This is a genomic window from Variovorax sp. FW305-3-2-15-B-LB1 (genome assembly GCF_058787635.1).
The window spans coordinates 1-25,798 of the sequence record NZ_JBYSZY010000031.1 but is presented as its reverse complement, the minus strand read 5'-3'; the positions used below and the strand labels follow the sequence as shown (position 1 = coordinate 25,798).

Below are 25,798 nucleotides of genomic sequence, written 5' to 3'. Positions count from 1 at the left end.
TCAGAAGGCATAGGCGTCACGGCGGCGCGCGTCGCCGCGCTGCAGCCAGCCGATGACGGTGGTGCGCACGCGCTGGCGGAAGCGGTCCCAGGCGGTCGGGTTGCTCACGACCTGCGCCTTGTAGAACGAGGGACAGAGCACGGCGGCATGCGACACATCACCGCAGTTGCCGCAGCCCACGCAGCTGTCGAGCACGGTGGCGACGGGGTCGATGCGCAGCGGATCGGGGTTGGGCTTGATCGACAGCGACGGGCAGCCCGACAGGCGGATGCACGAGTGGTCGCCGGTGCAGGTGTCGGCATCGACGCCGAACTTGTCGCGCACCATGCGCTTGCCGTCGGCGATGGCCTTGCGCACCAGCGGCTTCTCGCGGCGCTGCTTGTTGAGCATGCACTCCGATTGCGCGATGAGGACCTTGGGGCCCTTCTTCGTGGTGGTGAGTGCGTCTTTCAGCGCGTCGCGCATGCCGGCGACGTCGTAGGTGCGGCGCATGGTCTTCACCCATTCGACGCCCACGCCGCGCACGGCGCGTTCGATCTCGTGGCCGGTGCTGCGCGTCTTGTTGACAGCCGTGGACGAGAGGATGTCCTGCCCGCCCGTGGCCGAGGTGTAGTTGTTGTCGACGATGATGGTGAGGTTGTCGCTCTTGTTGAATACCGCGTTCGCCACGCCGCTCGTCAGGCCGTTGTGCCAGAAGCCGCCGTCGCCCATCATCGAGATCGCGCGCTTGCCTGCGGGTGCGTTGAGCGCCGAAGCGCCTGCACCGCCGAGGCCGTAGCCCATCGTCGTGTTGCCGATGTTGAAGGGCGGCAGGATCGAGAACAGGTGGCAGCCGATGTCGGCGCTCACGTGGTGCGCACCGAGTTCGCGCTCGACCAGCTTCATGGCGCTGAAGATGGGGCGTTCGGGGCAGCCGGTGCAAAAGCCCGGCGGACGCGCATGCACCACGTCGCCGAGCGCGCTCGACGGCTGCGCAGGTTCAGGCGCGGCATCAACACCGATGGCCGCCACTTCCTTCAGCGGGATCACCTTGCGCACCGGTACGGGCACCGGCAGCGGCGCGAGGCGTTCGTAGCGCTCGCAGAAGGTGCGCGTGCCCTTGAGCAGTTCGAGCGTCGTGTACTCGCCGGCCACGGGCAGCATGTCCTTGCCGTGCAGCGCGGTGGTGGAGCCGGCCTGGCGCAGGATGGTCGCGAGGTTCTGCTCGACGAAGTTGGGCTGGCCTTCTTCCACGATGAGCACGGCGCGCTTGCCTTCGCAGAAGCGGATGACTTCGCTCTCGATGACGGGATAGGCCACGTTCATCACGTACAGCGGCACGCGGGTCTCGCCGTACACGTCGGCCAGGCCCAGGCGCTCGAGCGCACGCAGCAGCGTGTTGTAGCTGCCGCCCTGCACGATGATGCCGATGTCGTCGGCGTCCTCGGAGAAGAACTCGTTGAGCTGGCGCTCCTCGATGAAGCGCACGGCGGCGGGCCAGCGGTCCTTCACCTTCTCTTGCTCGTGCACGAAGCTCGCGGGCGGCAGCACGATGCGGCTGACGTCGCGCTGCGGGTTCTCCAGCGCCTCTTTCAGCGTGAACTTGGCGCGCTTGTTGTCGCCGGCGATGAAGTGGCCGTGCACGTGGCAGGCGCGGATGCGCAGCTGCAGCATCACGGGCGTGTTGCTGGCCTCCGAGAGGTCGAAGCCCGTCTTCACGGCATCGACGATGCTCGGCAGGTTGGGCCGCGGATCGAGCAGCCAGATCTGCGACTTCATGGCGAACGCATGGCTGCGCTCCTGCATGATCGACGAGCCTTCGCCGTAGTCCTCGCCCACGATGATGAGCGCGCCACCAGTGACGCCGCCCGAGGCCAGGTTGGCCAATGCATCGGACGCCACGTTGGTGCCGACTGTCGCCTTGAAGGTGACGGCGCCGCGCAGCGGGTAGTTGACGGAGGCGGCCAGCGTGGCAGCGGCAGTGGCTTCGCTGGCGCTGTTCTCGAAGCGGATGCCGTGGTCGGCCAGGATGTCCTGCGCGTCGGCCAGCACGTCCATCAGGTGCGAGATGGGCGCGCCCTGGTAGCCCGCCACGTACGACACCCCCGACTCCAGCAGGGCCTTGGTGACGGCCAGAATGCCTTCGCCACGGAACACTTCTCCACCAGTAAGTCTCAGCTTCTTGACTTCTTCGACGAACGAACGCTCAGCCATGGATGTCCTTCTTCTTTCTCGTGGGAGGATGCGGCCCCGGGGTCACATCACGGTTCCTATAATGTTTAGAAATGAATGTATCCACAATCATGAATTACCCTAGCCATGCAATCCGCATGCCTGCGGCAAACAGGAGGCGCCTTCATGTCTGAACCGCTCAAGGAAACACATCGCTTCGTCGATGACTACCTGCCCGCGCTGCTTGCGCAGGCCAGCCAGTTGATCTCTTCGGAGTTCCACGAGGTGGCGCGGCAGCAGGGTTTTTCGGTGTCGGAGTGGCGCGTGATGGCGTCGCTGGCCGGCAGCGACGCGGTCAGCATCGGCCAGCTCGCGCAGGTGACGGTGACCAAGCAGCCGACGGTGACGCGGCTGCTCGACCGCATGGAAGCGCGCGGCCAGGTCGAGCGCCTGCCCCATGAAAGTGATCGCCGCATCACGCTGGTGCGCATCACGCCCGCGGGGCTGAAGGCGGTCGAGCACCTGATGGAGCTGGCGCGCGAGCACGAGCGCCGCGTGCTCGAGCCCTTCGGCCTGCGACGCGCCGAAGAGCTCAAGCAGACGCTGCGGCAGATGATCGACCTGCATGTGCACGTGCCGGTCGAGGTGCCGGACGAAGACTGAAGCGCGTGGCCTGAGGCCTGACTAGGGCACGAGCACCGCGCGGCCGCGATGGCCGCGTTGTGCGATCCAGTCGAGTGCCCGCGCGGCATCGGCGAGCGCGAAGGGCTGCACGTCGAGGTGCAGGCGGCCGTCGGCCAGCCTCGCAAGCAACTCTGGAGCGGCTGCGCGGCCCGCGGCTTCGCGCCTGAACATGTTGAGCGGCAGCAGCGCCACGTCGCGCTGCAGGAAGTGCGCGATGTCCAGCTGCAGCGTCGGGCCGGCGGTGTAGCCGATCAGCACGGCGCGCCCGCCGGGGCGCACGGCCGGCAAGGCGGAGGCGAGCACGTCGCCACCGACGGTGTCGATGAGCAGGTCGGCGCTGGCGACTTCAGGCGGTGCAGCTTTCGGATCGACAGGCGTTGCGATGCAGCCTGCATCGCGTGCCAACTGCATCACCAACGAACCCACCGCGCCGCTTGCGCCCGTCACCAACACTTGCTCTCCAGGCTTCAATCGGGCGACCTCATGCAAGGCGACCCAGGCCGACGTGGTGGGCGAGAAGAACGCTGCGCCGAGCGCCATCGGCACCGCATCGGGCAACACGCCGAGTGCGTCGTCAGGTGCATCGATCAGCTCGCACCAGGTGCCATCGAACAGCGTGCCCAATCCGCTGCCACGCAACCACACGCGTTGTCCTTCTGCATAGCGCTCGCTCGCGACGACCACGCCCGCGGCTTCCACGCCCGGCGTGTACGGCAACGGCGGATGCCGCAGGAAGCGGCCTTGCCACACAGTGCGATCGATGTGGCCGACGGTCGCGGCCTGCATGCGCACGAGGGTGCGGCCGGGTCGCGCCACGGGCTCGGCCACGTCTTCGAGCACCGGCGCGGCATCGAAGCCATGGATGCGAATGGCCTTCATTGCCGTGTCGCCAGAAAGTCGAGCACCGTGCGCGCGAAGGCCTCGGGCATCTGGTCGGGCAAGGGCACCATGCCGCCGTCGATGTCGACGATGCGCGCCTGCGGCAGGTGATGCTGCAGCTCCGCCGCATGCGGCGCCGCGAAAGGGTCGAGCGTGGCGCGCACGATGAGCGTCGGCTGCGTCACGCGGCCGATGCGCTCTTCCATGCGGTAGGAGGCCACGGCGCGATGCCCTTCTTCGACACGGTGGCCGACCTTCATCGCATCGCGCACGAAGGCCTCGAGCAGGTCGGGCCGCCCCGGCGGATAGAAGGCCTGCCGCTTCTGCCACAGCGCGGCGAGGTGGCTGCCATCGTCGCTGGGCGCCACTTCGTCGATGGGTGGACGCTGCGCGCGGGCGCGGCGAAACACCTCGTCGGTGTACGGCGTGGACGAGAGCACGAGGCTGCGCACGCGCTGCGGAAACGCCGCGGCCAGTTCGATCGCGATCACGCCGCCGGTGTGGTGCCCCACCACGTCGGCCTGCGCGATGCCGAGCGCATCGAGCAGTTCGCAGGCGACGCGCGCCCACTGCGCAATGCTCGCCGGCACGCCGCCGTCGGCCGAATCGCCGAAGCCCGCCGTGTCCATGGCGATGACGCGGTAGCCCGCGCCGGCGATCAGCGGCAGCACCTCGCGGTATTCGGCCCAGCTGCGCGGCGACTGGTGCAGCAGCAGCACGGCCGGCGCCTGCGCGTCGCCGCACACGGCGTGGTGCACCTGCCCCACCGACAGGTCGGCGAAGGCGCGGCGGATCGTCATGACAGCGTCTCGTCGGCCGGCGCACGCCACAGGCCGGCGTGCTTCAGTTCGCCGAGCGTGCGCGAGAGCACGTCGCGGCGGTAGGCGGCGGTGTCGCGGCCCGCGTAGTCGTAGAAGCCGCTGCCGGTCTTCAGGCCCAGCCGCCCTTCCTCGACCATGCGCCCCACGATGGCCGGCGCGGTGTAGCGGCCCGCATCGAGCGAGGCCGACATCTCGCGGCTCGCGTGGTGCAGGATGTCGCAGCCGCCGAAGTCGATGAACTCGACCACGCCGAGCGCCGCGAAGCGCAGGCCCAGGCCGTAGCGCGTGGCCTTGTCGATTTCTTCCGCTGTGGCAGCGCCTTCTTCGATCATGCGGGCCGCCTCGTTCATCACGAGCGCCTGCAGGCGCGGCACGATGTAGCCGGGCGAGGCGCCGCAGACCACGGGCAGTTTGCCGATGGCCTCCATCAGTGCCTTCGTGCGTGCGAGCACGCCGGCGTCGGTGCCGGGGTGGCAGCTCAGTTCGACCACGGGAATCACGTAGGCCGGGTTGAGCCAGTGCATGTTCAGGAAGCGCTCGGGCCGGCGCACCAGCGCGGCCAGCTGCGTCACGAGGATGCTGCTGGTGGTCGAGGTGAGGATCGCGTCGTCGCGGCAATGGCGGTTGAGCTGCTCGAAGGCCTCGCGCTTGGCGTCCATGGTTTCGGGCACGCCTTCGAACACCAGCTCGGCGGCGGCCAGCGCGTGCGGTGCGTCTGCTGCATTCACGAAGTCCACGCGCGCGGCGATGCGTTCGACCTGCGAGGCGTCGATCACGCCGAGCTGCGCAAGGCCTGAGAGGCTCGCAGTGATTTCCGCTTGCGCCTCGTCGCGCAAGCGCTGCCACGCCTCGGGCGTGCGCGGGCGCAGGTCGATCAGCGCGATGCGGTGGCCCGCATAGGCGAACGCGATGGCGATGCCGCGCCCCATGCGGCCGGCGCCCACGGCGGCAAAGCGCGGCGGCGCGGGCTCATTCGCCATCGTGCAGCCTCTGCTTGAGCTGGGTCGCACTCAGGCTGGCCAGGCCCAGGCTTTCGAAAGTGCGCGGCCCCTGGCGCAGGTCGCGCCCGAGGAAGCCGCCGACGATGGCCAGCAGGCCGTGCGCGATGGGCGCATCCACGCCCGCATGGCGCGCGGCCGAGGCCAGGAAGGCCAGGCCAAGCTCGGTGTCTTCGGTGATGTAGCGGTGCGTGTGCAGGTCGATGTTCTCGCGCCAGTCGCCCGACTTGACGAGTTGCTTGTGCGCATCGCCGTACATCCACTGGTCGTTGTTGTAGTGGTCGGCCAGCGGATAGTGCGGCGCGCCTTGCCCGAAGGCCTCGCGCACGGCCATGCGTTCGCGGTCGAGCCGGTCGGTCACGTCGCGCACGGCGCGCTGCGTGCCTTCGTTGTGGATGTCCCAGCGCTCGAAGTGCTGCAGCGGCGCGGCGTTCATCACCATCAGCGGCGGGTGGATGACGGGGCCGGCGTTCATCAGCGCGCCCGAGAGCGCGTCGCCGCAGCCGTGCACGGCCGGGTAGGCGCGGCGGATCACCTCGATCGCCTGCGCCTCCTTGCGCGCCGGGTAGACGCCGGTGGGCAGGCGGATGGCGCGGATGGTGACGTTGACCTCGCGCTCGCCGTGCTTGCGCGCAAGGTAGGGCAAGGTGCCGGTCTCGGCCCAGGCCACGTCGGCGCGGTTGCCAGCCGCCTTCACCGCCTGCGCCATCACGTAGCTGCCGAAGGTGCCCGGCGGCAGGAACACGACCTGGCCGTCGACCAGGTGCGGCGCCATGGCCAGCGCGATGTCGTGCTGGGCGATGGCGGGCGTGGGAATGACGATGAGTTCGGCGCCCTTCAGCGCGGCGCCGATGTCGGCGGTGGCCAGCGCGATGGGCACCTCGCGCGCACCGGCGGCATCTTTCAGCGTGATCGCGCCGGCCTGCACGACGGGCTCGAGCGCGGCGGCGTCGCGGCGCCACAGGCGCACTTCATGGCCGGTTTCAGACAGGTCCGCGGCGGCCGCATAGGCGCCGTGGCCACCCCCAAGAATCGCAATTTTCATGATCGAAAGTCGAGAACAGGTGTCGATGAACCGGCAGCCGCGAACGGACCGGGGAGAAGCAATGCGCTATTACATTACTTTTCATCGATTCAGGTGTCAACCAACTTCATGGGCGCCGGACTGCTCGGAAACCCGACAACGAAAAAGCCCGCGTTCGTGAGAAGCGCGGGCTTTTTGGGGGGAAGCAGCCCTTTTCAGGGCCGCTTGCGGGGGCGATCAGCGGCTGGGCTTGAACGCGCGCTTTTGCGCGTCGCGGGGCACGAACACCTTGCCCGGGCCACCGTGGCCGGCGCCGTTGCCGCGCGGTGCGAAACCTTCGCGGGGTGCAAAGCCTTCACGGGGTGCGAAACCGCCGTCGCCGCGACCGCCGCCATGGCCGTGGCCGCCGCGCGGGGCGCTGTCGCCCCAGCCCGGCTTGCGACCGTAGCCGCCGCCATTGCCGCCTTCGTCACGGCCGCCGCCGAAGCCGGCGTTCTGGCCGCCCTGGAAGCCGCGCGGGCCTTGGCCCTGGGCCGGACCGCGCGAATTGCGGTCGTTGAAGCCGCTGGCGCCGGCATAGCCGCCGCCGTTGTTGTTGCCGCGGTAGCCACCGCCGCCGCCCGCACCGCCGTTGCCGAACTTGCGATCGCGCGAGAAGTTGTCGCCGCGGCCACCGCGGTACTCGCCCATCGGGGGACGCGATTGCGGCATGCGCTGTTGCGGCTCGAGGCCGGCCACCACTTCCGCCTTGAACTGCTGGCGGCTGTAGTGCTCGATGTCCATGATCTTGCGGCGATCGCGGAACTCGGCGAACGTGATGGCCAGGCCATCGCGGCCGGCACGGCCGGTGCGGCCGATGCGGTGGGTGTAGTCCTCGGCCTTCATCGGCAGGCCGAAGTTGAAGACGTGGGTGATGGTCGGCACGTCGATGCCGCGGGCGGCAACGTCGGTGGCCACCAGGATCTGCACCTGGCCCTGGCGCAGTGCCATCAGGCGGCGGTTGCGCAGGCCCTGGCTCAGGGCGCCGTGCAGCGCGACGGCGCTGAAGCCTTCTTGCTGCAGGTCGTTGGCCAGGCCGTCGCACTCGACTTGCGTGCTGGCGAACACGATCGCCTGGTTGATGCTGGTGTCGCGCAGCCAGTGGTCGAGCAGCTTGCGCTTGTGCTGGCTGTTGTCGGCCCAGTACAGCGACTGCTTGATGTTGGCGTGCTTTTCTTGCGGGCTGTCGATGGTGATGCGCTGCGGCTCGCGCATGACGCGCTGGGCCAGCTGCTGGATGCGCGGCGCGAAGGTGGCGCTGAACATCATGGTCTGCTGACGCTCGATGGTGAGCTGGTTGACTTCAGCCAGGTCGTCGGCAAAGCCGAGGTCGAGCATGCGGTCGGCTTCGTCGACGACCAGGAACTTGACCTGGTCGAGCTTGAGCTGCTGCGAGCGCTGCAGGTCGAGCAGGCGGCCCGGCGTGGCAACCACGAGGTCGGCGTTCTGCAGCTTGGCGATCTGCAGCTGGTAAGGCATGCCGCCCACCACGTTGGCAACGCGCAGACCGCGGCAATGGCGAACCAGTTCGATGGCGTCGTGCGCGACTTGCTGCGCGAGTTCGCGCGTCGGGCACAGGATCAGGGCGCCGGGGGTGGCGGCCTTGAAATGACGGGCGTTGGTCGGGTCCTTGCGCTTGGGCTTCTTGAGCGGGGCTTCGCCGCGGGCAGCAGCTTCAGCGGCCAGGCGCTGGAACTCGGCCTTGGCTTCGGCTTCGGCTTCGGCCTGGCGCTTGATCAGCGTGTGCAGCACGGGCAGCAGGAAGGCAGCGGTCTTGCCCGAGCCGGTCTGGCTCGAGACCATCAGGTCGACGAAGCGGGCCGAACCGGCTTCGCCCATGGCGATCGGCACGACCTTTTCCTGCACGGTGGTCGGCTGGGTGAAACCCATGTCGGCCACGGCGGCGATCAGTTCGGGGGCGAGGCCCAGCTTGATGAAACCGTTGGGCGCGGCGGGCGCTTCGGCTTCGGCGGCCTCGGGGGCTGCGGCGTCCAGTGCGTCGAGGATCGGGGCCTCGGACACGGTGTCCGCGACAGCGGTGAATTCGTTATGGGTAGCGGATTGCACAGGCGCGAGTTCGCCCTGCGCTTCAAAAGCGTCGGTCATGAATATCAATCTCAAACGCGAGCGCTGCCGTAGGCGGCGCCCCGTTGGTGGTTAAAAACATCAACCATCCAACGACATTCAACTTCCGGCTTTCGTCGGAGGCTGCGGCCCTTTTTGATCAGCGAATGCGATCGGGCGCGGTGTGCAAGATAGGGAGATGCGAGAGACGCTGATCTGTGTCCAAAGACGCGTTCAAATCAGCGAAGCCTGCGATTATGGCACGGCTTCGGGTTTTTACCTAATTGTTGTCAATCCACCAAGCGCAGGAAGGTTTCCCGGTAGTGCGCCAGCTCCTCGATGGACTCGTGCACGTCGGCCAGCGCGGTGTGCGCCTGCTGCTTCTTGAAGGCGCTGTAGGCCGCCGGCTTCCAGCGCTTGGCCAGCTCCTTGAGGGTGCTGACGTCGAGGTTGCGGTAGTGGAAGTACGCCTCGAGCTTGGGCATGAACTTGACCAGGAAACGCCGGTCCTGCCCGATGGTGTTGCCGCACATCGGCGAGCCGCTCCTGGGGATGTACTTGGCGATGAATTCGAGCAGCTGCTGCTCGGCCGCGGCTTCGTCCAGCGTGGAGGCCTTGACCTTGTCGATCAGGCCGCTGCGGCCATGGGTGCCCTTGTTCCAGGCGTCCATGCCGTCGAGCACGGCGTCGCTCTGGTGGATGACGAGCACGGGGCCGTCGATGCGGGGTGTGAGGTCGGGGCCGGTGACGACCACGGCGATCTCGAGCAGGCGCTCTTTCTCGGGGTCGAGGCCGCTCATTTCGCAGTCCAGCCAGACCAGGTTCTGGTCGCTTTTCTTCAGGGTGGGGGCGGCTGCGGGGGGCGTCGGGTCAAGGGATTCGGGCATCGCAGGATTGTCGTCGAAGGCCTGCACCCCGATATACCGGGGACTAAACTCGCCGCTTCATGATGTCTTATTCGCTCATCTTCACCCTTGCCTTCGCGGCGGCGCTCGTGGCGGGCCTGCTCGTGAAGTTCTGGCTGGCCACCCGCCAGGTGCGCCACGTGGCGCGCCACCGCGGCGCCGTGCCGGCCGCCTTCGCGCAGACCATCACGCTGGCCGCACATCAGAAGGCCGCCGACTACACCATCGCCAAGGCGCGCTTCGGGCTCGTCGAAATGGCCTGGGGCGCCGCCCTGCTGCTGGGCTGGACGCTGCTCGGCGGGCTCGACCTGCTGAACAAGCTGCTGCTGGTGTGGCTGGGCGGCGGCATGGTGCAGCAACTGGCGCTGCTGGCGGCCTTTGCCGTCATCGGCGGGCTGCTGGAGCTGCCGTTCACGCTGTGGCAGACCTTCCGGCTCGAGGAGCGCTTCGGCTTCAACAAGATGACCTGGAAGCTCTGGCTCACCGACACCGTCAAGTCGACGCTGCTCGGCGCGCTGATCGGGCTGCCGATCGCGGCGCTCATCCTGTGGCTCATGGGTGCGGCCGGCACGCTCTGGTGGCTCTGGGCCTGGGGCGCGTGGATGGGCTTCAACCTGCTGCTGATGCTGATCTACCCGACCTTCATCGCGCCGCTGTTCAACAAGTTCAAGCCGCTGGACGACCCCACGCTCAAGGCGCGCGTCACGGCGCTCATGAAGCGCTGCGGCTTCGCGGCCAAGGGCCTGTTCGTGATGGACGGCAGCACGCGCAGCGCGCACGCCAATGCCTACTTCACCGGCTTCGGCGCCAGCAAGCGCGTGGTGTTCTACGACACGCTGCTGCGCCAGCTCAACGCCGGCGAAGTCGAGGCCGTGCTCGCGCACGAACTCGGCCACTTCAAGCACCGCCACATCGTGAAGCGCCTCATCGCGATGTTCGCGCTGAGCCTGGCCGGCTTCGCGCTCCTGGGCTGGGTGTCGACGCAGGTCTGGTTCTACGCCGGCCTGGGCGTGCAGCCCAACCTGTCGCCGGCCGCGCCCAACAACGCGCTGGCGCTGCTGCTGTTCATGCTGGCCGTGCCGGTGTTCAGCTTCTTCGTCGCCCCGCTGCCGGCGCGCCTGTCGCGCAAGCACGAGTTCGAGGCCGACGCCTACGCCGTGGCGCAGACCAGCGGCGCCGACCTGTCGGCCGCCCTGCTCAAGCTCTACCAGGACAACGCTTCGACGCTCACGCCCGACCCGGTGTTCGTCAAGTTCTACTACTCCCACCCGCCCGCCTCCGAGCGCCTTGCGCGCATGGCCGCGGCGTGACCCTCGACCCCCTATTTCAGCGAAGCCCCTCATGAGCAGCATGTTCAAACCCAAGGACTGGAAGAACCTTCCGGCCCGCAAGGCCCTGAGCGCCACCGAGATCGTCTCGGGCCTGGCCCAGCTCGACGGCTGGAAGCTCACCGGCGACGGCGCCGATGTCGCGATCGAGAAGACCTTCACCTTCGCGAACTACTTCGAGACCATCGCCTTCGTGAATGCGCTGGCCATGGTGGCCCACACGCAGGACCACCACCCCGACCTGTCGGTGCACTACAACCGCTGCGTGGTGCGCTTCAACACGCACGACGTGAACGGCCTGTCGATCACCGACTTCGATTGCGCCCGGCAGGCCGACGCGCTGGTTGCGAGCCCCGCCGCATGAGGACACGCGCCTGTGGCTAAGCCGGGCCGCGCCGCCTTCACCCCCGCTGCGCACAACACGGGGAAGGCGCACCACGACGGCCTCGTCGTCGCCAGCCACGGGCGTCACTGCCTCGTCGAAACGCCCACGGGCGAGCGGCTGATCTGCCATCCGCGCGGCAAGAAGAGCCAGGCCGTGGTCGGCGACCGCGTGCGCTGGCAGGCCACCGAAGACGAAGGCACCATCGAAGAGGTGCTGCCGCGGCGCAACCTCTTCTACCGGCAGGACGAGATCCGCACCAAGTCGTTCGCGGCCAACCTCGACCACGTGCTGATCCTGATCGCGGCCGAGCCGGAGTTCTCCGAACACCAGTTGGCACGCGCATTGATCGCGGCCGAGGCCCAACGCATCACGCCCATCATCGCGCTCAACAAGAGCGACCTCGTCGAGCCCTTTGCGCGCGCCTGGGCCAAGCTGGCGCCCTACCGCCGCATGCACCACGGCGTGCTGCCGCTGTCGCTCAAGGCCTCGGGCGAGACCGACTACGCCTCGCTGATGAAGCTGCTGGCGGGCAAGTCGACGCTGGTGCTCGGTCCGTCGGGCTCGGGCAAGAGCACGCTCACCAACCTGCTGGTGCCCGGCGCAAGCGTGCTGACACAAGAGATTTCGCAGGCCCTCAACTCGGGCAAGCACACGACCACCAGCACCACCTGGTACTGGATCGACGAGGCCCGCACCACCGGCCTGATCGACTCGCCGGGCTTCCAGGAATTCGGCCTGAACCACATCGAGCCGATGCAGCTCGCGGGCCTCATGCCCGACATCGCCGAGCACACGGGCGACTGCAAGTTCTACAACTGCACCCACCTGCACGAACCCGGCTGCGGCGTGATCTCGAACGTCGAAACGGCGACGCAACCCGGACCGATCAGCGCCTCACGCTACAAGATCTACGGCGAGCTGTTCGCCGAGCTGAGCCAGACGCGCTACTGACGCCGTACCGAGGGCCCGGCCGCGCTCAGGCCAGCCAGGTGCGGTACGACTTCCAGGTCGGGTCGAAGGCCAGGTCAAGCGTCACCGGCAAGTCCAACGCTTCCTGCACCGATTGCGCATGCACGATGGCCGCCTGCGCATCGGCCACATGGAAGTGCACGGTGCGAACGCCCTCCTCCAGCACGATGTGCGTGCAGCAGCCTTCGCCGTGCGTCTGCAGCAGCGCGGTCAGCCGGTCTTCGTAGACACGGGCCTCGTCCAGTTCTTCGCCCGATTCGACGGGAACGGCGGCCGAGAGCCGATGCCCCAGGTCGGCGCGACCGAGCAGCGCATTCGCGGCATCGTTTCGCATGACGACCGCCTCGACCTCGCTGCCGTCCTCGGCGGTGCGCGTAGCGGTCAGGCCCGACCAGCCGTGCTCGCCTGTGGGAAACACGCCGGTGTGGCCCAGATCCTCGCGCCAGCACGCATCGAACAGAGACACGAAGTCATCGAGCGGCACGCCATCGAAATCCGCTTGCGCATCGGCCTCGACGTGATCGACCGGCCCGACCTTCACGGCGAAGTCGTACTCGCCCAGGATGTGGTCGAGCATGATCAGGCTCATGTGGCGCGCGTGATCCTGCATGTCCATCGGAATGGGCTTGGCAAAGCCGATCTCCAGCGCCACCCGCCCCCTGTAGGGCTCGTGCTTCACGAGAACGTCCGCGCTGGCCAGTTCGAAGTCGTTCATGCGCATGCTGAAACCTTCGCGCATGCGCTGCCGGAAGGCCTCCACCTCGACCTGCGGCAATGCGGGCGCGCTGTGCACCAGCGCCATGAGGTCCTCGAAATCGTCTTCGGCGCCGTGCGCCGTCAGCACGAGCGTGAAAGCCGGCGGGTCGCCCAGCACTTCGGCGGCCAGGTTCGGAAAGAAGGGCTGCAGCAGCGCGTTCAGTGCCTCCACCAGCGCGTGGCCCGACAAGGCATGCAGGCTCTCGAGCTTGTCGCTCAAGGCTTGCCAGAACGATGCGCAGGCAACGGCGCGCGGATCGGCGTGAAGGGTCGACATGGGCTTGCCTCGGGATGTCAGGCCAGGATGTCCTGCAGGCACTGCACGAGCGCGCTGCACTGGTCCCGCGTGCCGATGCTGATGCGCAGGTACTGCGCGATGCGCGGCTGCTTGAAATGCCGCACCAGCACCGCGCGCTCGCGCAACAGTGCAGCCAGCTCGGCCGCATCGCGCTGCGGGTGGCGCGCGAACACGAAGTTAGCCTTCGACGGCAGCACCTCGAAGCCCAGGTCCTCGAGCTGCAGAGTCAGGCCTTCGCGCGTGTCGACGACCTGGTCGCGTGTCTTGCGAAACCACGCCTCGTCATCCAGCGAAGCCACGGCACCGGCCGAGGCCAGCCGGTCGATCGGGTACGAATTGAAGCTGTCCTTGACCCGCACCAGCGCGTCGATGAGGTGCGCCTGCCCGCAGGCGAAACCGACACGCAGGCCGGCCAGCGAGCGCGACTTGGACAGCGTCTGCACCACGAGCAGGTTCGGATACCGACTGACCAGCGACAGCGCGCTCTCGCCGCCGAAATCGACATACGCCTCGTCGACCAGCACGACGCGATCGGGACATGCCGCAAGCAGCTGCTCGATGCGCGCCAGCGGCTGGCCAATGCCGGTCGGCGCGTTCGGGTTGGCGATGACGATGCCGCCGCAGCCCTGCCGTGCGCGCGCCGCGAACGCATCGATGTCGATGCACAGGCCCTCATCGACCGGCAACTGCTCGCAGGCGATGCCGTAGAGCTGGGCATAGACCTTGTAGAAGCTGTAGCTCACGTCGGGCATCAGCAGCGGCTGCGCCTGCTGGAAGAAGGCGAAGAACGCGTGCGCGAGCACCTCGTCCGAGCCGTTGCCCGCGAACACTTCCCCGACCTGCAGGTCGTGGCGGCGCGCCACGGCTTCGCGCAGCGCGATCGACGTGGGGTCGGGGTAGCGCTCGAGGCCGTCGGCGGCCGCGCGCTGGATCGCCGCGATGGCGTCCGGCGATGGCGGGTACGGGTTCTCGTTGGTGTTGAGCTTGACGAGGTTGGCGATGCGCGGCTGCTCGCCGGGCACGTAGGGCTCGAGCGCGCCGATGCGCGGGCTCCAGAAGGCCGGTGCGGGCGGGGTGGTCATGGGGTCAGCCGAGCAAACGCGCGAGCGTGAGCAAGGCCAGCAGCACCATCCACATCACGACCGATCGCCAGACCAGGCCGACCACGCTGCGAAGGTGGCCGGGCTCAGGCTCGCGACCCGGCGTGCTGCCGCTGTCCAGGCGCCGCCCGACGCTCGGCGACTCGCCGGCCTGCGCGCGCGGCAGCGGATCGGCCACCGGAATCGGGCTCAGCGAGCCGCCACCCAGGCGCACGTTCACGGCGCCGGACGTGGCCGCGAGGATCACGCCGTCGTTCTCGTTGGGGAAGCGCCGTGCGTCGTTGCGCCAGCAGTCGATCGCTTCCTCGAAGCTACCGACCACGGCAAAGCCGAGCGCGGTGATGCGTGCGGGCAGCCAGTCGACGGCATGCCAGGCGCGCTCGGCGGCGTCCTGCACCGCCACGCTCGAAGGCTGCACGGGCGCGCCGTTCTTGTGGGCCCAGTAGCGCGCGACGAACTCGCTCATGCGATAGAACACCGCGCCCGCCGGCCCCAGGCCCAGGGCGGCGAGCACCGAGAACCAGGCCAGCACGCCGAAGACATGGCGGTGCGCCGCAATGACCGAATGCTCGATCACGTGGCGCACGATTTCACTGCGCGGCAGCTCGGCGGCATCAACGCCCTGCCAGTGCGCCAGCAGCGAGCGCGCGAGCGGCTCGTCGCCCTCGTCGAGCGCATCGCGGATGTCGGTGAAGTGGTGGCTGAACTGGCGAAAACCCAGCGTCATGTAGAGCACCGCGACGCTCCACAGCACGGCGAACGGCAGGCCCAGTGTGAGCACCAGCAGCCAGTGCACGCCCAGCGACAGCAGCGTGGGCACGAACACCGCGAGCCCCCAGGCGATCCATCCGTGGTGCGGCTTGCCCGCATCGAAGTTGCGGCTGGTCCAGCGCGTCCACGCCAGGACGCCGCCGTACACGGGGTTGTGCGGGCCCAGCGGCCGCACCTGCTCGATCAGCAACGCGCACAGGATGGCAAAGAAGCTCATCCTTCGATGATAGCGAGAGCACCTGAAGGTTTTGGCCCCAGGTGGCACCCGATCAGGCTCAGGCGGCGAGGAAGCGGTAGAGGTTGCGCAGCATGCCCGCGGTGGCGCCCCAGACGAAGCGCTCGTGCGGCCCGTCGACGTACGGCATCGAGTACCACTCGCGACGGACCCCATCGGTGGCGCTGACCGCGTGGCGGCGGTGGTTGGCCGGGTCCATCAGCCAGGCCAGCGGCACCTCGAAGGCCTCGGCCACCTCGAACGGATTGATGTCCAGCACGAAATCGGGCTGCACCAGCGCGACCACCGGGGTCACGACGAACGAGGTGACAGTCGTGTAGGTCGGCAAGGTGCCGAGCACCTCGATGAACTGCGCCGACAGGCCCACCTCTTCCCAGGCTTCGCGCAGCGCGGCGGCCTGGATGTTGGCGTCTTCAGGGTCGACGCGCCCGCCGGGAAAGGCCACCTGCCCCGAATGGGTCGACAGGTGCGTGGTGCGCTCGGTGAGCAGCACGGTCGCGCCGTGCGGTCGTTGCACGATCGGCACCAGCACGGCGGCCTGGGCCGGCACCCGGTCGGTCATGCGGGGCTCGCGGCGCAGCTCGGGCGTCCACACGGGCGGCGAGGCGAAGCGCGCGCGCAAGGCCGCTGCTGTCAGCTGCGCCGGGGCCACCGCCGGCAGACCGTCGCTTCCGTCCACGAAGGGCGCCTGGCGCGGGTCGATCTGCAGCAACGCGGGCGGCACCACGGCATTGACGGGTTCGACGACGGCGGAGGGCGTGGGGGCGGAAGTGGAGGAGGTCAAGAGAGGATGCGGCCTGTGGCGGGATGAAAGGAGTAGAGCGTAAAAATGGAAAACTGTCTTGAAGCGCAGCGCCAACGCAAAAAGCCGCCAGAGCGGCGGCTTTTTGAGCAGAAAGGACGGCGGCTGATTAAGCGGCCGACGCAGCCTTCTGCGACTTGCCCGGCAGCTTTTCCTTGATACGTGCCGAACGACCGCTGCGCTCACGCAGGTAGTACAGCTTGGCACGGCGCACGTCGCCGCGGCGCTTGACTTCGATGCCGGCGATCAGCGGGCTGTAGGTCTGGAACGTACGCTCCACGCCTTCGCCGCTGGAGATCTTGCGCACGGTGAAGCCGCTGTTGAGGCCACGGTTGCGCTTGGCGATCACGACGCCTTCGTAGGCCTGCACGCGCTTGCGGCTGCCTTCGACGACGTTCACGCTGACGATGACCGTGTCACCGGGCATGAAATCGGGGATGGTCTTGCCGAGACGGGAAATTTCTTCCTGCTCGAGGGTCTGGATGAGGTTCATGATTTCCTGGATATCGATCGTTTCGGGCTGCACTAAAGGCGCCGTGGGCTTTGGCGGAAGAACCACCAAGAAACCGGGCGCGGCCGGACAGAGGATCGGGGAACCGCGGATTATAGCTTTTTTTTCAGCGTGGCCTCATCGGCCTTGTTCAGCTTGCCTGCCGCCCGGGCGGCATCGATCAGTTCGGGGCGCCGTGCGGCCGTGATGGCCAGGCGCTGGTCGCGCCGCCAGCGCTCGATCTGCGCATGGTGGCCCGAGAGCAGCGACGCCGGAACGCCCTGCCCGTTCCACTGCTCTGGCCGTGTGTAGTGCGGGCAGTCGAGCAGACCGTCGAGCGCCGGGTTGAAGCTGTCCTGCACATGGCTGGCCTCGTCACCCAGCACGCCGGGCTGCAGCCGCGCCACGGCGTCGAGCAGCGCCATGGCCGCGATCTCGCCACCCGACAGCACGAAGTCGCCGAGGCTGACCTGGTGCGTGACACGCGCGTCGATGAAGCGCTGGTCGATGCCTTCGTAGCGTCCGCAGACCAGCACCGCACCTTCGCTCGCCGACCAGCGCTCGACCGCCTCGTGGCGCAGCGCCTCGCCGATGGGCGAGAACAGCACCACCGGCGCCGGTGCGCCGCGGGCCGCCAGCGCGGCATCGAGGCAAGCCGCCAGGGGCTCGGCCATCATCACCATGCCGGGCCCGCCGCCGAAGGGGCGGTCGTCCACGCGCTTGTAGTTGCCCTGGGCGAAATCGCGCGGATTCCACAGCACGACCTCGACCTGCTTCGATTCGTAGGCGCGGCGCGTCACGCCGCTGGCCATGAAGGGCGCGAACAGTTCGGGAAAAAGCGTGAGGACGTCGAAGCGCATGCGCGCGCGGCCCGGGTCAGAACTCGGGTTGCCAGTCGACCGTGATGAGGCGGCCGGGCAGGTCGACCTTGTCGACGAAGACCGAGACGAACGGCACCATGCGCTCGATGGTCTTGCCGTCTTCTTCGGCCGTCAGCACCAGCGTGGTCTGCGGACCGGTGGCGAGCAGTTCGCGCACCGTGCCGAGCACGACGCCTTCGCGGTTGACGACCGACAGGCCGATCAGGTCGACCCAGTAGTACTCGTCGTCGCCGGCGGTCGGGAAGCTCGAGCGCGGCACGAACACGCGCGCGCCGCGCAGCGCCTCGGCCGCATTGCGGTCAGGCACGTCCTCGGACGAGGCGACGATGCAGTCGGAATGTTCTTTGGCTTCGCGGACCGCGAGCCGGAAAGCGGCGGGCGTGGAGGCTCCGGGAGCCTGCAGGAACCAGCGCTTGGAAGAAAAAAGCGCCTCGGGCTGGGCGCTGTGGGGCAGGACCTTGAACCAGCCCTTGATGCCCCAGGCATCGGCGATGCGTCCGACCTCGATCGCATCCGCCGGCAGTTCGGCGGCTTCGAGTGTGGGCAGCATCGCCGTGCGGGCGGCTTAGGCGGCCGCCTTGGGAGCCGCGGCAGCGGCTTGCTTGATCAGGCGCAGCACCGTGGGCGAAGCCTGGGCACCGACGCTCTTCCAGTACGCGAGGCGGTCCTGGGCGATGCGGATGCTTTCTTCGTTTTCCTTGGCGGTCGGGTTGTAGAAGCCCAGGCGCTCGATGAAGCGGCCATCGCGGCGAACGCGCTTGTCCGACACGACGATGTTGAAGAACGGACGGCCTTTGGAGCCGCCGCGGGAGAGTCGAATGACGACCATGATTTATCCTTGGGTGGTCAGCGAGCCAGTTCAAATAGAAAGAGGCCCGCTCACGATGTTCTTCCAGCGTCGAGACACGCGACATGGCCACCCGGCCAGCGCACGCTGAAAAGCCCACGATTATAGCCCGACCCGGGTTTTTCTCCGAATTCCGGCCCCGCGCCGCCGCCCTCACCCGCATGACCCTCACCCTCCGCCCCAGCCGCGACGAAGACATCGCAGCCATCACGGCCATCTATGCCCACCACGTGCTGCACGGCACCGGCACCTTCGAAACCGAGCCCCCATCCGAGGCCGACATGGCCGCCCGGCGCGCCGATGTGCTGGGCAAGAACCTGCCTTACCTCGTGGCCGAAGAAAACGGCGAAGTGTTGGGTTTTGCCTACTGCAACTGGTTCAAGCCCCGCCCGGCCTACCGGTTTTCGGCCGAAGACTCGATCTACATGTCCGAGGCCGCACGCGGCAAGGGCGTGGGCGCGCAGCTGCTGGCAGCGCTCTCACAAGCGGCCGAGGCGGTCGGCGTGCGTAAGCTGATCGCGGTGATCGGCGATTCGGCCAACACCGGCTCGGTCGGCGTGCACCGCAGCCAGGGCTTCACGCACGTGGGCGTGCTGAAAGACTGCGGCTGGAAATTCGACGCCTGGCGCGATGTGGTCCTGATGGAAAAAGTACTCGGCGAAGGCAGCCGCACCAAACCCGAATGATGAAAAAGATGAAAAGCAAGACCGTGGCCGCCTGGCTCTCCTTCCTCGGGGGCCCGCTGGGCCTGCACCGCTTCTACCTGCGCGGCATGGGCGACTGGCTCGGCTGGCTGCTGCCCATTCCCACGGCGCTGGGCATCTACGGCATCGAGCGCTTGCGCATGTACGGCGTGGACGACGGCGTAAGCTGGGCGCTGATCCCGCTGCTAGGTTTCACGATCGCGGGCTGCGCCTTGATGGCGATCATCTACGGCCTGATGACGCCCGAAAAATGGAATGCCCGCTTCAACGCCGGCGCAGCGCCCGACGCCGCGCCGGGCCAGACCAACTGGCTCACGATCGGCGCCGTGGTCGCGTCTTTGTTCTTCGGGAGCTCGATCCTGATGGCGAGCATCGTGTACAGCTTCCAGCACTACTTCGAACACCAGATCGAAGAAGGCCGAAAAATCTCGCAATAGTCGCTCGGCCAAGCGCGGCGCCTCTGCGAACGAGGCGCCGACGCTTCAGTGCTTCAGAAAATCTGCCAACTGAACCAGTAAGCCATCGCCGCGACGAAGGCTGAGGCGGGAATGGTCAGGACCCAGGCCCAGACGATGTTCCCCGCCACGCCCCAGCGCACCGCGCTGGCGCGCTGCGTGGCACCGACGCCGACGATGGCGCCCGTGATGGTGTGCGTGGTCGACACCGGAATGCCCAGCGCGGTGGCCAGGAACAGGGTCAGCGCCCCGCCGGTCTCGGCGCAGAAGCCGCCCACGGGCTTGAGCTTGGTGATCTTCTGGCCCATGGTCTTCACGATGCGCCAGCCGCCGAACATGGTGCCCAGCGCAATGGCCGCGTAGCAGCTTACGATGACCCAGGTCGGCGGCACCGCGTCGCTGGCCGAGGCGTAGCCGGTGGCGATCAGCAGCATCCAGATGATGCCGATGGTCTTCTGCGCGTCGTTGCCGCCGTGGCCCAGGCTGTAGGCGCCGGCCGAGACCAGCTGCAATCGCCGGAACCACCGGTCCACGCGCGACGGCGTGGCGCGCCGGAAGCCCCAGGCCACCACGATCATCATCAGCGAGCCCAGCAGGAAGCCCAGCAGCGGCGACACGAAGATGAAAGCCACGGTCTTCCAGATGCCGGAAGCCACGAGGCCGCTGGTGCCGGTCTTGGCGATCACGGCGCCCACGATGCCGCCGATCAGCGCGTGCGACGAGCTGCTCGGGATGCCGTAGTACCAGGTGACGAGGTTCCAGCTGATGGCGCCGATGAGCGCCCCGAACACCACGTGCACGTCGACCACCCCGGGCTGGGCGATGCCCTTGCCCACGGTCGCCGCCACGCTCAGGTGGAAGACGAAGATCGCGATCAGGTTGAAGAAAGCCGCGAACACCACGGCCTGCCCCGGCTTGAGCACGCCGGTGGACACCACCGTCGCGATCGAATTGGCGGCATCGTGGAAGCCGTTCATGAAGTCGAACAGGATCGCGAGCGCGACCAGCACCACCACCACCCAGAGGGCGACCTGCACCGTTGTCATCGGCTGCTACCCGTTTTCAGGAATTCTCGAGGACGATGCCCTCGATCACGTTGGCCACGTCCTCGCACTTGTCGGTGATCGTCTCGAGCAGCTCGTAGATCGCCTTGAGCTTGATGACCTCGCGCACGTCCGGCTCCTCGCGGAACAGCTTGCTCATGGCGCTGCGCATCACGCGGTCGGCATCCGATTCGAGGCGGTCGATTTCCTCGCAGGTCTTGAGCGTGGCCTCGGCCACGGCCGGGTCGGCGATCTTGCCGAGGTACTTGACGGCGTCCTTGAGGCGGTCGCAGCACTTCACGCTCAGGGCCGTGAGGCGCACGATCTCGTCGGTCATGTGGCGCACGTCGTACAGCGCCATGGTCTCGGCCGAGTCCTGGATCAGGTCGGCCACGTCGTCCATCGTGTTGATGAGCTTGTGGATCTGCTCGCGGTCGATGGGCGTGATGAAGGTCTTGTGGATCAGGCGGTTGACGTCGTGCGTCACGCGGTCCGCGGCGCGCTCGGCGTTGTCGACGTCGCGGTTGTACTGTTCGCGCAGGTGCACGTCCGCATAGTGGGTGACGAGCTGCTCGAACGCACGCGCCGCCTCCACGATGCGCTCGGCATGCTGGTTGAACATTTCAAAAAAATTGCCCTCTCGGGGCAGCAGCTTGCCGAACATGGAAAAAACTCCTGGGACGCGCCAATCACAATTTCATGACGCCTTCGTGAAAACTTCCCGAGTTTAACGGGCGCGACCGGAACGACCGGTCGGGCCGACCTTCGGGCCCCGGCGCGACAGGCTCGCTCAGGCCGACAGCCGCAGTGCCACGACCAACCGCACGCACGCGGCAACGCCGGCGAGATCGGACAGGGACAGCCGCATGCCGGCCGCCCCAAGAGTCAGCGGATTTTCTGGATGACTTGGCCGGTCACGCGTGCCAGCGCGGCGCGCGGCACCTTGTCGGGGGCGATCTCGGCCAGCGGCTTGAGCACGAAGGCGCGCTCGCGCATGCGCGGGTGCGGCAGGGTCAGCGTGGGGCTCTCGATCACCGAATTGCCGTGCATCAGCAGATCGAGATCGAGCGTGCGCGGCGCATTGGGAAAGGGCCGCTCGCGGCCGGCCAGCGTCTCCAGGCGCTGCAGCGCGATGAGCAGCTGCTCCGCGTCCAGCCCGGTGCGCACGGCCACCACGGCATTGATGAAGTCGGGGCCTTCGGCATCGACCGGTGCACTGCGGTAGAGCGACGAGCGGGCCGTGACCTGGGTGCGCTGCAGCGCACCGATGGCGGCCATGGCCTCCTTCACGGTCGCCTCGGCATCGCCCAGGTTGGCGCCGATGGCGACGAAGGCCTGCACGGTCGGGTAGTCCTCGCGCGGACCGCGTGGACGACTCGTCGGTGCGCGGCGCGCGGGCGGGCCACTCTTGCTGCCGGCCGATGGCGGCTTGCCTCCGGCACGCGGCGCGGGCTTGCCCCCCTTTACGGCCTTGGCGGCCTTGGCAGCCGGGGCGCTCTTCTTGCCGTCCTTCGGCCGGTCGGGCGCGCTCATTCGCCTGCGGCGCTCCCGCCGCCCTCGCTGCCGCCACCACCGCTACCGCCGCCCACGGGGCGCGGCTTGCGCCGGCGCTTGCGCTTGCGCGGCGCGGCGGCTTCGCCGTCCGGCGGCACGGCATCGGCCTCGATGTCGGGGCCGTCTGCGTCCTCCGACCCGGCGGCGGCCTGCTTCTGGCGCGCCGGCTGCTCGCTGCGCGGCTTGGGCGCAGCGGCCGGGTCGCGCAGGCGCACGCGCTGGCGCACCTTCTGTTCTTCGCGGACCTGTTCGAGCAAGTCCTGGCGGCGCAGGTCGTCGGCAGTGCTGAACTCCTGCCACCACTCGGCGATGGCTTCGCCGACCTCGCCCACGTCGGCACGCAGGCGCATGAAGTCGAAGGCTGCGCGGAAGCGCGCCTGCTCGACCAGGCTGTAGGGCGTGGAGCCGGTGCGCTTGTCGAAGCGCGGCTGCATCATCCAGATCTCGCGCATGTCGGCGGCCAGCTTGCCGCGGCCCGACACGTCGCCGATGCGCGAATTGAACACGTCGTCGATGGCGTCCTGCAGCGCCGGGAACGGCGGCTGCGGGCGCTGGCCGTGGCGGCCTTCCTGGCGCTGAGCCCAGCCGTCGCGCACGTCGGCCCACAGCACGCAGGCCAGCAGGAAGCTGGGCGCCACGGGCTTGCCTTCGCCCACGCGGCGGTCGGTGTCCTGCAGGGCGGCCTTCACGAAGGGCTGGTCGGCGCGCTCCACCACCACGTCGAGCAGCGGATAGATGCCGGTGGCGAGCCCCAGCTTGCGCAGCTGCTCGACCGTGGCGATGGCGTGGCCGGTCTGCAGCAGCTTGAGCATCTCGTCGAACATGCGGCTTTGCGGCACATCGGCCAAGAGCTTGCTCGATTCGATCAGCGGCGCAGCGGTCTTGGCTTCCATCTTGAAGCCGAGCGCGGCCAGCTTGGCCGAGAAGCGGATCGCGCGAATGATGCGCACCGGGTCTTCGCGGTAGCGCGTGACCGGGTCGCCGATCATGCGCAGCGTGAGCTTCTGGGCGTCCTTGATGCCGTTGTGATAGTCGACCACGACCTGGTTGGCCGGGTCGTAGTACATGGCGTTGACGGTGAAGTCGCGGCGCGCCGCGTCTTCTTCCTGCGGGCCCCAGACGTTGTCGCGCAGCACGCGGCCGCTGGCGTCCACGGCGTGCTTCATGCTCGCGAGTTCGCCCTTGCTGGTGCGCTCGTTGCCGGCCACTTGCTCGGCGGCGGCGCTGTCCATGTAGGCGCGGAAGGTCGAGACCTCGATCACTTCATGTTCGCGGCCGCGGCCGTACACCACGTGCACGATGCGAAAGCGCCGGCCGATGATGAAGGCGCGGCGGAACAGCGACTTGACCTGCTCGGGCGTGGCGTTGGTGGCCACGTCGAAGTCCTTCGGACGCAGGCCCAGCAGCAGGTCGCGCACCGCGCCGCCCACGACGTAGGCCTCGTAGCCGGCCTGCTGCAGCGTGGTGACCACGTTCTTCGCGCGTTCGTCGACCAGGGCGGGATCGATCTTGTGAACCTCTGCCGGCACCTCCTGGCGCTTGCCGAAGCGGCTCTTGCCCTGCGTGCCGCCGGCGGACTTGCCGAGCAGCTTGTCGATGAATTTCTTGATCATTGGTTGTTTTTCGAGGAGGAGCAGGCGCTTCTTCTTATCTGTCTATTCGTTTTCGAGCATGGAGCGGATCAGCGGAATGGTGATCGCGCGTTGGGTCTGCAGGGCGTAGCCGTCCAGCTGCGACAGCAGCTCCATCAGGCTGCCCAGGTCGCGGCTGAAGCGGTGCAGCATGAAGTCGAGCACGTCGTCGGACAGCATCACGCCGCGCGCGTCGGCCGCCTGGCGCAGCACCGCGCGGCGTTCGCTTTCGCTCAGCACCTGCAGGTGGAACACATGGCCCCAGCCGAGGCGGGTGCGCAGGTCTTCGCGCAGCGGCAGGTCGGCCGGCGGCAAGGCGCCGGCGGCGACCACGCCGCGCTGCAGGGTCTGGGCGTTGACGAACCAGTTGAAGGCCGCGTGCTGCTGCACCGCGGTGTAGAGGTGGACGTCGTCGAGCAAGACGGCGCCCCAGCGCTCGTCGAACTCGGGCGGCTCCAGCAGGCCGGCGTGCAGCCAGCCCACGCTGGCGCCCTGCTCGGCCAGTGCGACACGCACGGATTCGAGCAGGTGGGTCTTGCCACTGCCGCTGTCGCCCCAGAGGTAGGTCGGCACCGGCGAGTGCAGCGCGGGGCTGCCATCGGCGCCGCCGACCCACACTTGCAGGTGTCGCAGCGCCGCCTCGTTGGGGCCGGCAAAAAAGGCGTCGAAGCTGGGGCCCGTCGCAATGCCGATATCGAGCGCGAGCTGTTTCATCCCGGGAAGGTTCATGGAGGGGGCCCGGAGGGCCCTTAAAATCGTGAGGAATTCTATCGGCCCGGCCGCCTCGGTCGCCGGCGCCTCCCCTGCCCGCCCTTCCTCGCCGCTTCGCGAACCTTTTCGCTCCTTCTTCTCGACACCGCCCGCCCATGACCTCCTCCACGCCCACCCCGCTCAGCTACAAGGACGCCGGTGTCGATATCGACGCAGGCGACGCCCTGGTCGACCGCATCAAGCCCCTGGCGAAGAAAACCATGCGCGAAGGCGTGCTGGCCGGCATCGGCGGCTTCGGCGCGCTGTTCGAAGTGCCCAAACGCTACAAGGAACCGGTGCTGGTGAGCGGCACCGACGGCGTGGGCACCAAGCTCAAGCTGGCTTTCGAATGGAACATGCACGACACGGTCGGCATCGACCTCGTGGCCATGAGCGTCAACGACGTGCTGGTGCAGGGCGCCGAGCCCCTTTTCTTCCTGGATTACTTCGCCTGCGGCAAGCTCGACGTGGACACGGCCGCGGCCGTGGTCGGCGGCATCGCCCGCGGCTGCGAAATCTCCGGCTGCGCCCTCATCGGCGGCGAAACCGCCGAAATGCCCGGCATGTACCCGGCCGGCGAGTACGACCTGGCCGGTTTTGCGGTCGGCGCGGTCGAAAAGTCGAAGATCCTCACCGGCCAGAACGTCAAGCCCGGCGACGTGGTGCTGGGCCTGGCCTCGGCCGGCGTGCATTCCAACGGTTTCAGCCTGGTGCGCAAGGTGATCGAGCGCGCCGGCGCCGATTTGCCCGCCACCCTCGACGGCAAGCCCTTCCGCGAAGCCGTGATGGAACCCACCCACCTGTACGTGAAGCCCGTGCTCGAAGCGCTGGGCAAGCACCCGATCAAGGCCCTGGCCCACATCACCGGTGGCGGCCTGCTCGAGAACATCCCGCGCGTGCTGCCCGAAGGCACCGCCGCCCACCTCACGAAGGGCAGCTGGCCGCAGACCGAGCTGTTCGCCTGGCTGCAGAAGGTGGCCGGCATCGACGACATCGAGATGAACCGCACCTTCAACAACGGCATCGGCATGGTCGTGGTGATCGACGCGGCCGAAGCCGCCGCCTGCGCCGCCACGCTGCGCGCTGCCGGTGAGTCGGTGCACGAGATCGGCGTGATCGCCGAGCGCGGCGACGGCGCGGCCGTGGTCGTCGCCTGACCGCGCGCCCGTTCTTTTTTCTTTTTCTCACCGCACGCCCCGCTCCCCGGATGGCCACGCCGCTGCCCGACGCCACC

27 protein-coding genes are annotated in these 25,798 nt (G+C 68.1%); 7 read left to right on the top strand and 20 right to left on the bottom strand.

Annotation, left to right across the window (positions count from 1 at the left end; genetic code table 11):
• On the bottom strand, nucleotides 1-2,193 hold the full coding sequence (locus AC3WQR_RS19200) for a thiamine pyrophosphate-dependent enzyme (protein ID WP_492743168.1): 2,193 nt from the start codon (nucleotides 2,191-2,193) through the stop codon (nucleotides 1-3).
• A 144-nt stretch (nucleotides 2,194-2,337) separates the two neighbouring features.
• Here AC3WQR_RS19200 and AC3WQR_RS19195 point away from each other — a divergent pair, with 144 nt between their 5' ends.
• Entirely contained in the window at nucleotides 2,338-2,814 is a 477-nt protein-coding gene (locus AC3WQR_RS19195; protein WP_099791754.1) for a MarR family winged helix-turn-helix transcriptional regulator, read from the top strand.
• Nucleotides 2,815-2,835: 21 nt separating this feature from the next.
• Here the strand turns inward: AC3WQR_RS19195 and AC3WQR_RS19190 are convergent, their stop codons facing one another.
• From AC3WQR_RS19190 to orn, 6 genes are all read right to left on the bottom strand, one after another.
• Complete coding sequence (locus AC3WQR_RS19190) at nucleotides 2,836-3,714, bottom strand: quinone oxidoreductase family protein (protein ID WP_492743167.1); 879 nt, start codon at nucleotides 3,712-3,714, stop codon at nucleotides 2,836-2,838.
• The gene (locus AC3WQR_RS19185; RefSeq protein ID WP_492743166.1) at nucleotides 3,711-4,514 is read right to left on the bottom strand and encodes an alpha/beta fold hydrolase; all 804 of its coding nucleotides are present in this window, start codon (nucleotides 4,512-4,514) and stop codon (nucleotides 3,711-3,713) included. Before AC3WQR_RS19185 ends, AC3WQR_RS19190 begins: the two co-directional genes overlap by 4 nt.
• A complete protein-coding gene (locus AC3WQR_RS19180; RefSeq protein ID WP_492743165.1) occupies nucleotides 4,511-5,515 on the bottom strand; it encodes a 3-hydroxybutyryl-CoA dehydrogenase in 1,005 nt (334 codons plus the stop codon). Before AC3WQR_RS19180 ends, AC3WQR_RS19185 begins: the two co-directional genes overlap by 4 nt.
• Nucleotides 5,505-6,578, bottom strand: a complete 1,074-nt coding sequence (locus AC3WQR_RS19175; protein ID WP_487848936.1) for an NAD/NADP octopine/nopaline dehydrogenase family protein — start codon at nucleotides 6,576-6,578, stop codon at nucleotides 5,505-5,507. Before AC3WQR_RS19175 ends, AC3WQR_RS19180 begins: the two co-directional genes overlap by 11 nt.
• Nucleotides 6,579-6,794: 216 nt before the next feature.
• Nucleotides 6,795-8,702 (bottom strand): DEAD/DEAH box helicase, encoded by a 1,908-nt coding sequence (locus AC3WQR_RS19170; protein ID WP_062475051.1) that lies wholly within the window; start codon nucleotides 8,700-8,702, stop codon nucleotides 6,795-6,797.
• A gap of 248 nt (nucleotides 8,703-8,950) precedes the next feature.
• Nucleotides 8,951-9,547, bottom strand: a complete 597-nt coding sequence (orn, locus tag AC3WQR_RS19165; RefSeq protein WP_492743164.1) for an oligoribonuclease — start codon at nucleotides 9,545-9,547, stop codon at nucleotides 8,951-8,953.
• 62 nt (nucleotides 9,548-9,609) lie between these two features.
• On the opposite strand from orn, the gene AC3WQR_RS19160 reads away from it, so the two are divergent.
• Genes AC3WQR_RS19160 through rsgA form a run of 3 tightly spaced genes read left to right on the top strand, consistent with a single transcriptional unit; the run spans nucleotide 9,610 to nucleotide 12,229 of the window.
• Nucleotides 9,610-10,875: a M48 family metallopeptidase gene (locus tag AC3WQR_RS19160; protein ID WP_492743198.1), complete on the top strand. Its 1,266-nt coding sequence runs from the start codon at nucleotides 9,610-9,612 to the stop codon at nucleotides 10,873-10,875.
• 31 nt (nucleotides 10,876-10,906) lie between these two features.
• Nucleotides 10,907-11,257, top strand: a complete 351-nt coding sequence (locus tag AC3WQR_RS19155) for a 4a-hydroxytetrahydrobiopterin dehydratase (RefSeq protein ID WP_062475054.1) — start codon at nucleotides 10,907-10,909, stop codon at nucleotides 11,255-11,257.
• Between the two features lie 12 nt (nucleotides 11,258-11,269).
• Nucleotides 11,270-12,229, top strand: a complete 960-nt coding sequence (rsgA, locus tag AC3WQR_RS19150; RefSeq protein ID WP_492743163.1) for a ribosome small subunit-dependent GTPase A — start codon at nucleotides 11,270-11,272, stop codon at nucleotides 12,227-12,229.
• A 25-nt stretch (nucleotides 12,230-12,254) separates the two neighbouring features.
• Here rsgA and AC3WQR_RS19145 read toward each other — a convergent pair whose 3' ends face one another.
• From AC3WQR_RS19145 to rpsP, 8 genes are all read right to left on the bottom strand, one after another.
• Nucleotides 12,255-13,280, bottom strand: coding sequence for a hypothetical protein (locus tag AC3WQR_RS19145; RefSeq protein WP_492743162.1), 1,026 nt, complete (start codon nucleotides 13,278-13,280; stop codon nucleotides 12,255-12,257).
• A 17-nt stretch (nucleotides 13,281-13,297) separates the two neighbouring features.
• Nucleotides 13,298-14,383, bottom strand: a complete 1,086-nt coding sequence (hisC, locus tag AC3WQR_RS19140) for a histidinol-phosphate transaminase (protein ID WP_492743161.1) — start codon at nucleotides 14,381-14,383, stop codon at nucleotides 13,298-13,300.
• 4 nt (nucleotides 14,384-14,387) lie between these two features.
• A complete protein-coding gene (locus AC3WQR_RS19135) occupies nucleotides 14,388-15,389 on the bottom strand; it encodes a CobD/CbiB family protein (RefSeq protein WP_062475069.1) in 1,002 nt (333 codons plus the stop codon).
• A gap of 58 nt (nucleotides 15,390-15,447) precedes the next feature.
• Nucleotides 15,448-16,191 (bottom strand): CoA pyrophosphatase, encoded by a 744-nt coding sequence (locus AC3WQR_RS19130; protein WP_492743160.1) that lies wholly within the window; start codon nucleotides 16,189-16,191, stop codon nucleotides 15,448-15,450.
• A 127-nt stretch (nucleotides 16,192-16,318) separates the two neighbouring features.
• Nucleotides 16,319-16,702 carry a 50S ribosomal protein L19 gene (gene rplS / locus AC3WQR_RS19125; protein WP_056572437.1) on the bottom strand — a complete coding sequence of 128 codons (384 nt, stop codon included), beginning with the start codon at nucleotides 16,700-16,702 and terminating at the stop codon, nucleotides 16,319-16,321.
• A 110-nt stretch (nucleotides 16,703-16,812) separates the two neighbouring features.
• Complete coding sequence (trmD, locus tag AC3WQR_RS19120; RefSeq protein WP_492743159.1) at nucleotides 16,813-17,559, bottom strand: tRNA (guanosine(37)-N1)-methyltransferase TrmD; 747 nt, start codon at nucleotides 17,557-17,559, stop codon at nucleotides 16,813-16,815.
• A gap of 16 nt (nucleotides 17,560-17,575) precedes the next feature.
• A complete protein-coding gene (gene rimM / locus AC3WQR_RS19115) occupies nucleotides 17,576-18,130 on the bottom strand; it encodes a ribosome maturation factor RimM (RefSeq protein WP_492743158.1) in 555 nt (184 codons plus the stop codon).
• Nucleotides 18,131-18,145: 15 nt separating this feature from the next.
• Nucleotides 18,146-18,409, bottom strand: a complete 264-nt coding sequence (gene rpsP / locus AC3WQR_RS19110) for a 30S ribosomal protein S16 (protein WP_007831311.1) — start codon at nucleotides 18,407-18,409, stop codon at nucleotides 18,146-18,148.
• A 179-nt stretch (nucleotides 18,410-18,588) separates the two neighbouring features.
• Here rpsP and AC3WQR_RS19105 point away from each other — a divergent pair, with 179 nt between their 5' ends.
• Nucleotides 18,589-19,113 carry a GNAT family N-acetyltransferase gene (locus AC3WQR_RS19105; protein ID WP_492743157.1) on the top strand — a complete coding sequence of 175 codons (525 nt, stop codon included), beginning with the start codon at nucleotides 18,589-18,591 and terminating at the stop codon, nucleotides 19,111-19,113.
• Between the two features lie 8 nt (nucleotides 19,114-19,121).
• Nucleotides 19,122-19,568, top strand: a complete 447-nt coding sequence (locus AC3WQR_RS19100; protein WP_070062592.1) for a TM2 domain-containing protein — start codon at nucleotides 19,122-19,124, stop codon at nucleotides 19,566-19,568.
• A gap of 53 nt (nucleotides 19,569-19,621) precedes the next feature.
• On the opposite strand, the gene AC3WQR_RS19095 is transcribed toward AC3WQR_RS19100, so the two are convergent.
• The 5 genes from AC3WQR_RS19095 to hda form a co-directional block, all read right to left on the bottom strand.
• A complete protein-coding gene (locus AC3WQR_RS19095) occupies nucleotides 19,622-20,632 on the bottom strand; it encodes an inorganic phosphate transporter (RefSeq protein WP_062475084.1) in 1,011 nt (336 codons plus the stop codon).
• Nucleotides 20,633-20,648: 16 nt separating this feature from the next.
• Entirely contained in the window at nucleotides 20,649-21,293 is a 645-nt protein-coding gene (locus AC3WQR_RS19090) for a DUF47 domain-containing protein (protein WP_056571891.1), read from the bottom strand.
• A gap of 221 nt (nucleotides 21,294-21,514) precedes the next feature.
• Nucleotides 21,515-22,162 carry a 2-amino-4-hydroxy-6-hydroxymethyldihydropteridine diphosphokinase gene (gene folK, locus AC3WQR_RS19085; RefSeq protein WP_492743156.1) on the bottom strand — a complete coding sequence of 216 codons (648 nt, stop codon included), beginning with the start codon at nucleotides 22,160-22,162 and terminating at the stop codon, nucleotides 21,515-21,517.
• Nucleotides 22,159-23,796, bottom strand: coding sequence for a polynucleotide adenylyltransferase PcnB (gene pcnB / locus AC3WQR_RS19080; RefSeq protein WP_492743155.1), 1,638 nt, complete (start codon nucleotides 23,794-23,796; stop codon nucleotides 22,159-22,161). The genes folK and pcnB overlap by 4 nt, the downstream gene beginning before the upstream one ends.
• A gap of 42 nt (nucleotides 23,797-23,838) precedes the next feature.
• A complete protein-coding gene (gene hda / locus AC3WQR_RS19075) occupies nucleotides 23,839-24,528 on the bottom strand; it encodes a DnaA regulatory inactivator Hda (RefSeq protein WP_056571899.1) in 690 nt (229 codons plus the stop codon).
• A 152-nt stretch (nucleotides 24,529-24,680) separates the two neighbouring features.
• Between hda and purM the strand changes: the two genes are divergently transcribed.
• Nucleotides 24,681-25,721, top strand: coding sequence for a phosphoribosylformylglycinamidine cyclo-ligase (purM, locus tag AC3WQR_RS19070; RefSeq protein ID WP_159275687.1), 1,041 nt, complete (start codon nucleotides 24,681-24,683; stop codon nucleotides 25,719-25,721).
• The last annotated feature ends 77 nt before the right edge of the window (nucleotides 25,722-25,798 follow it).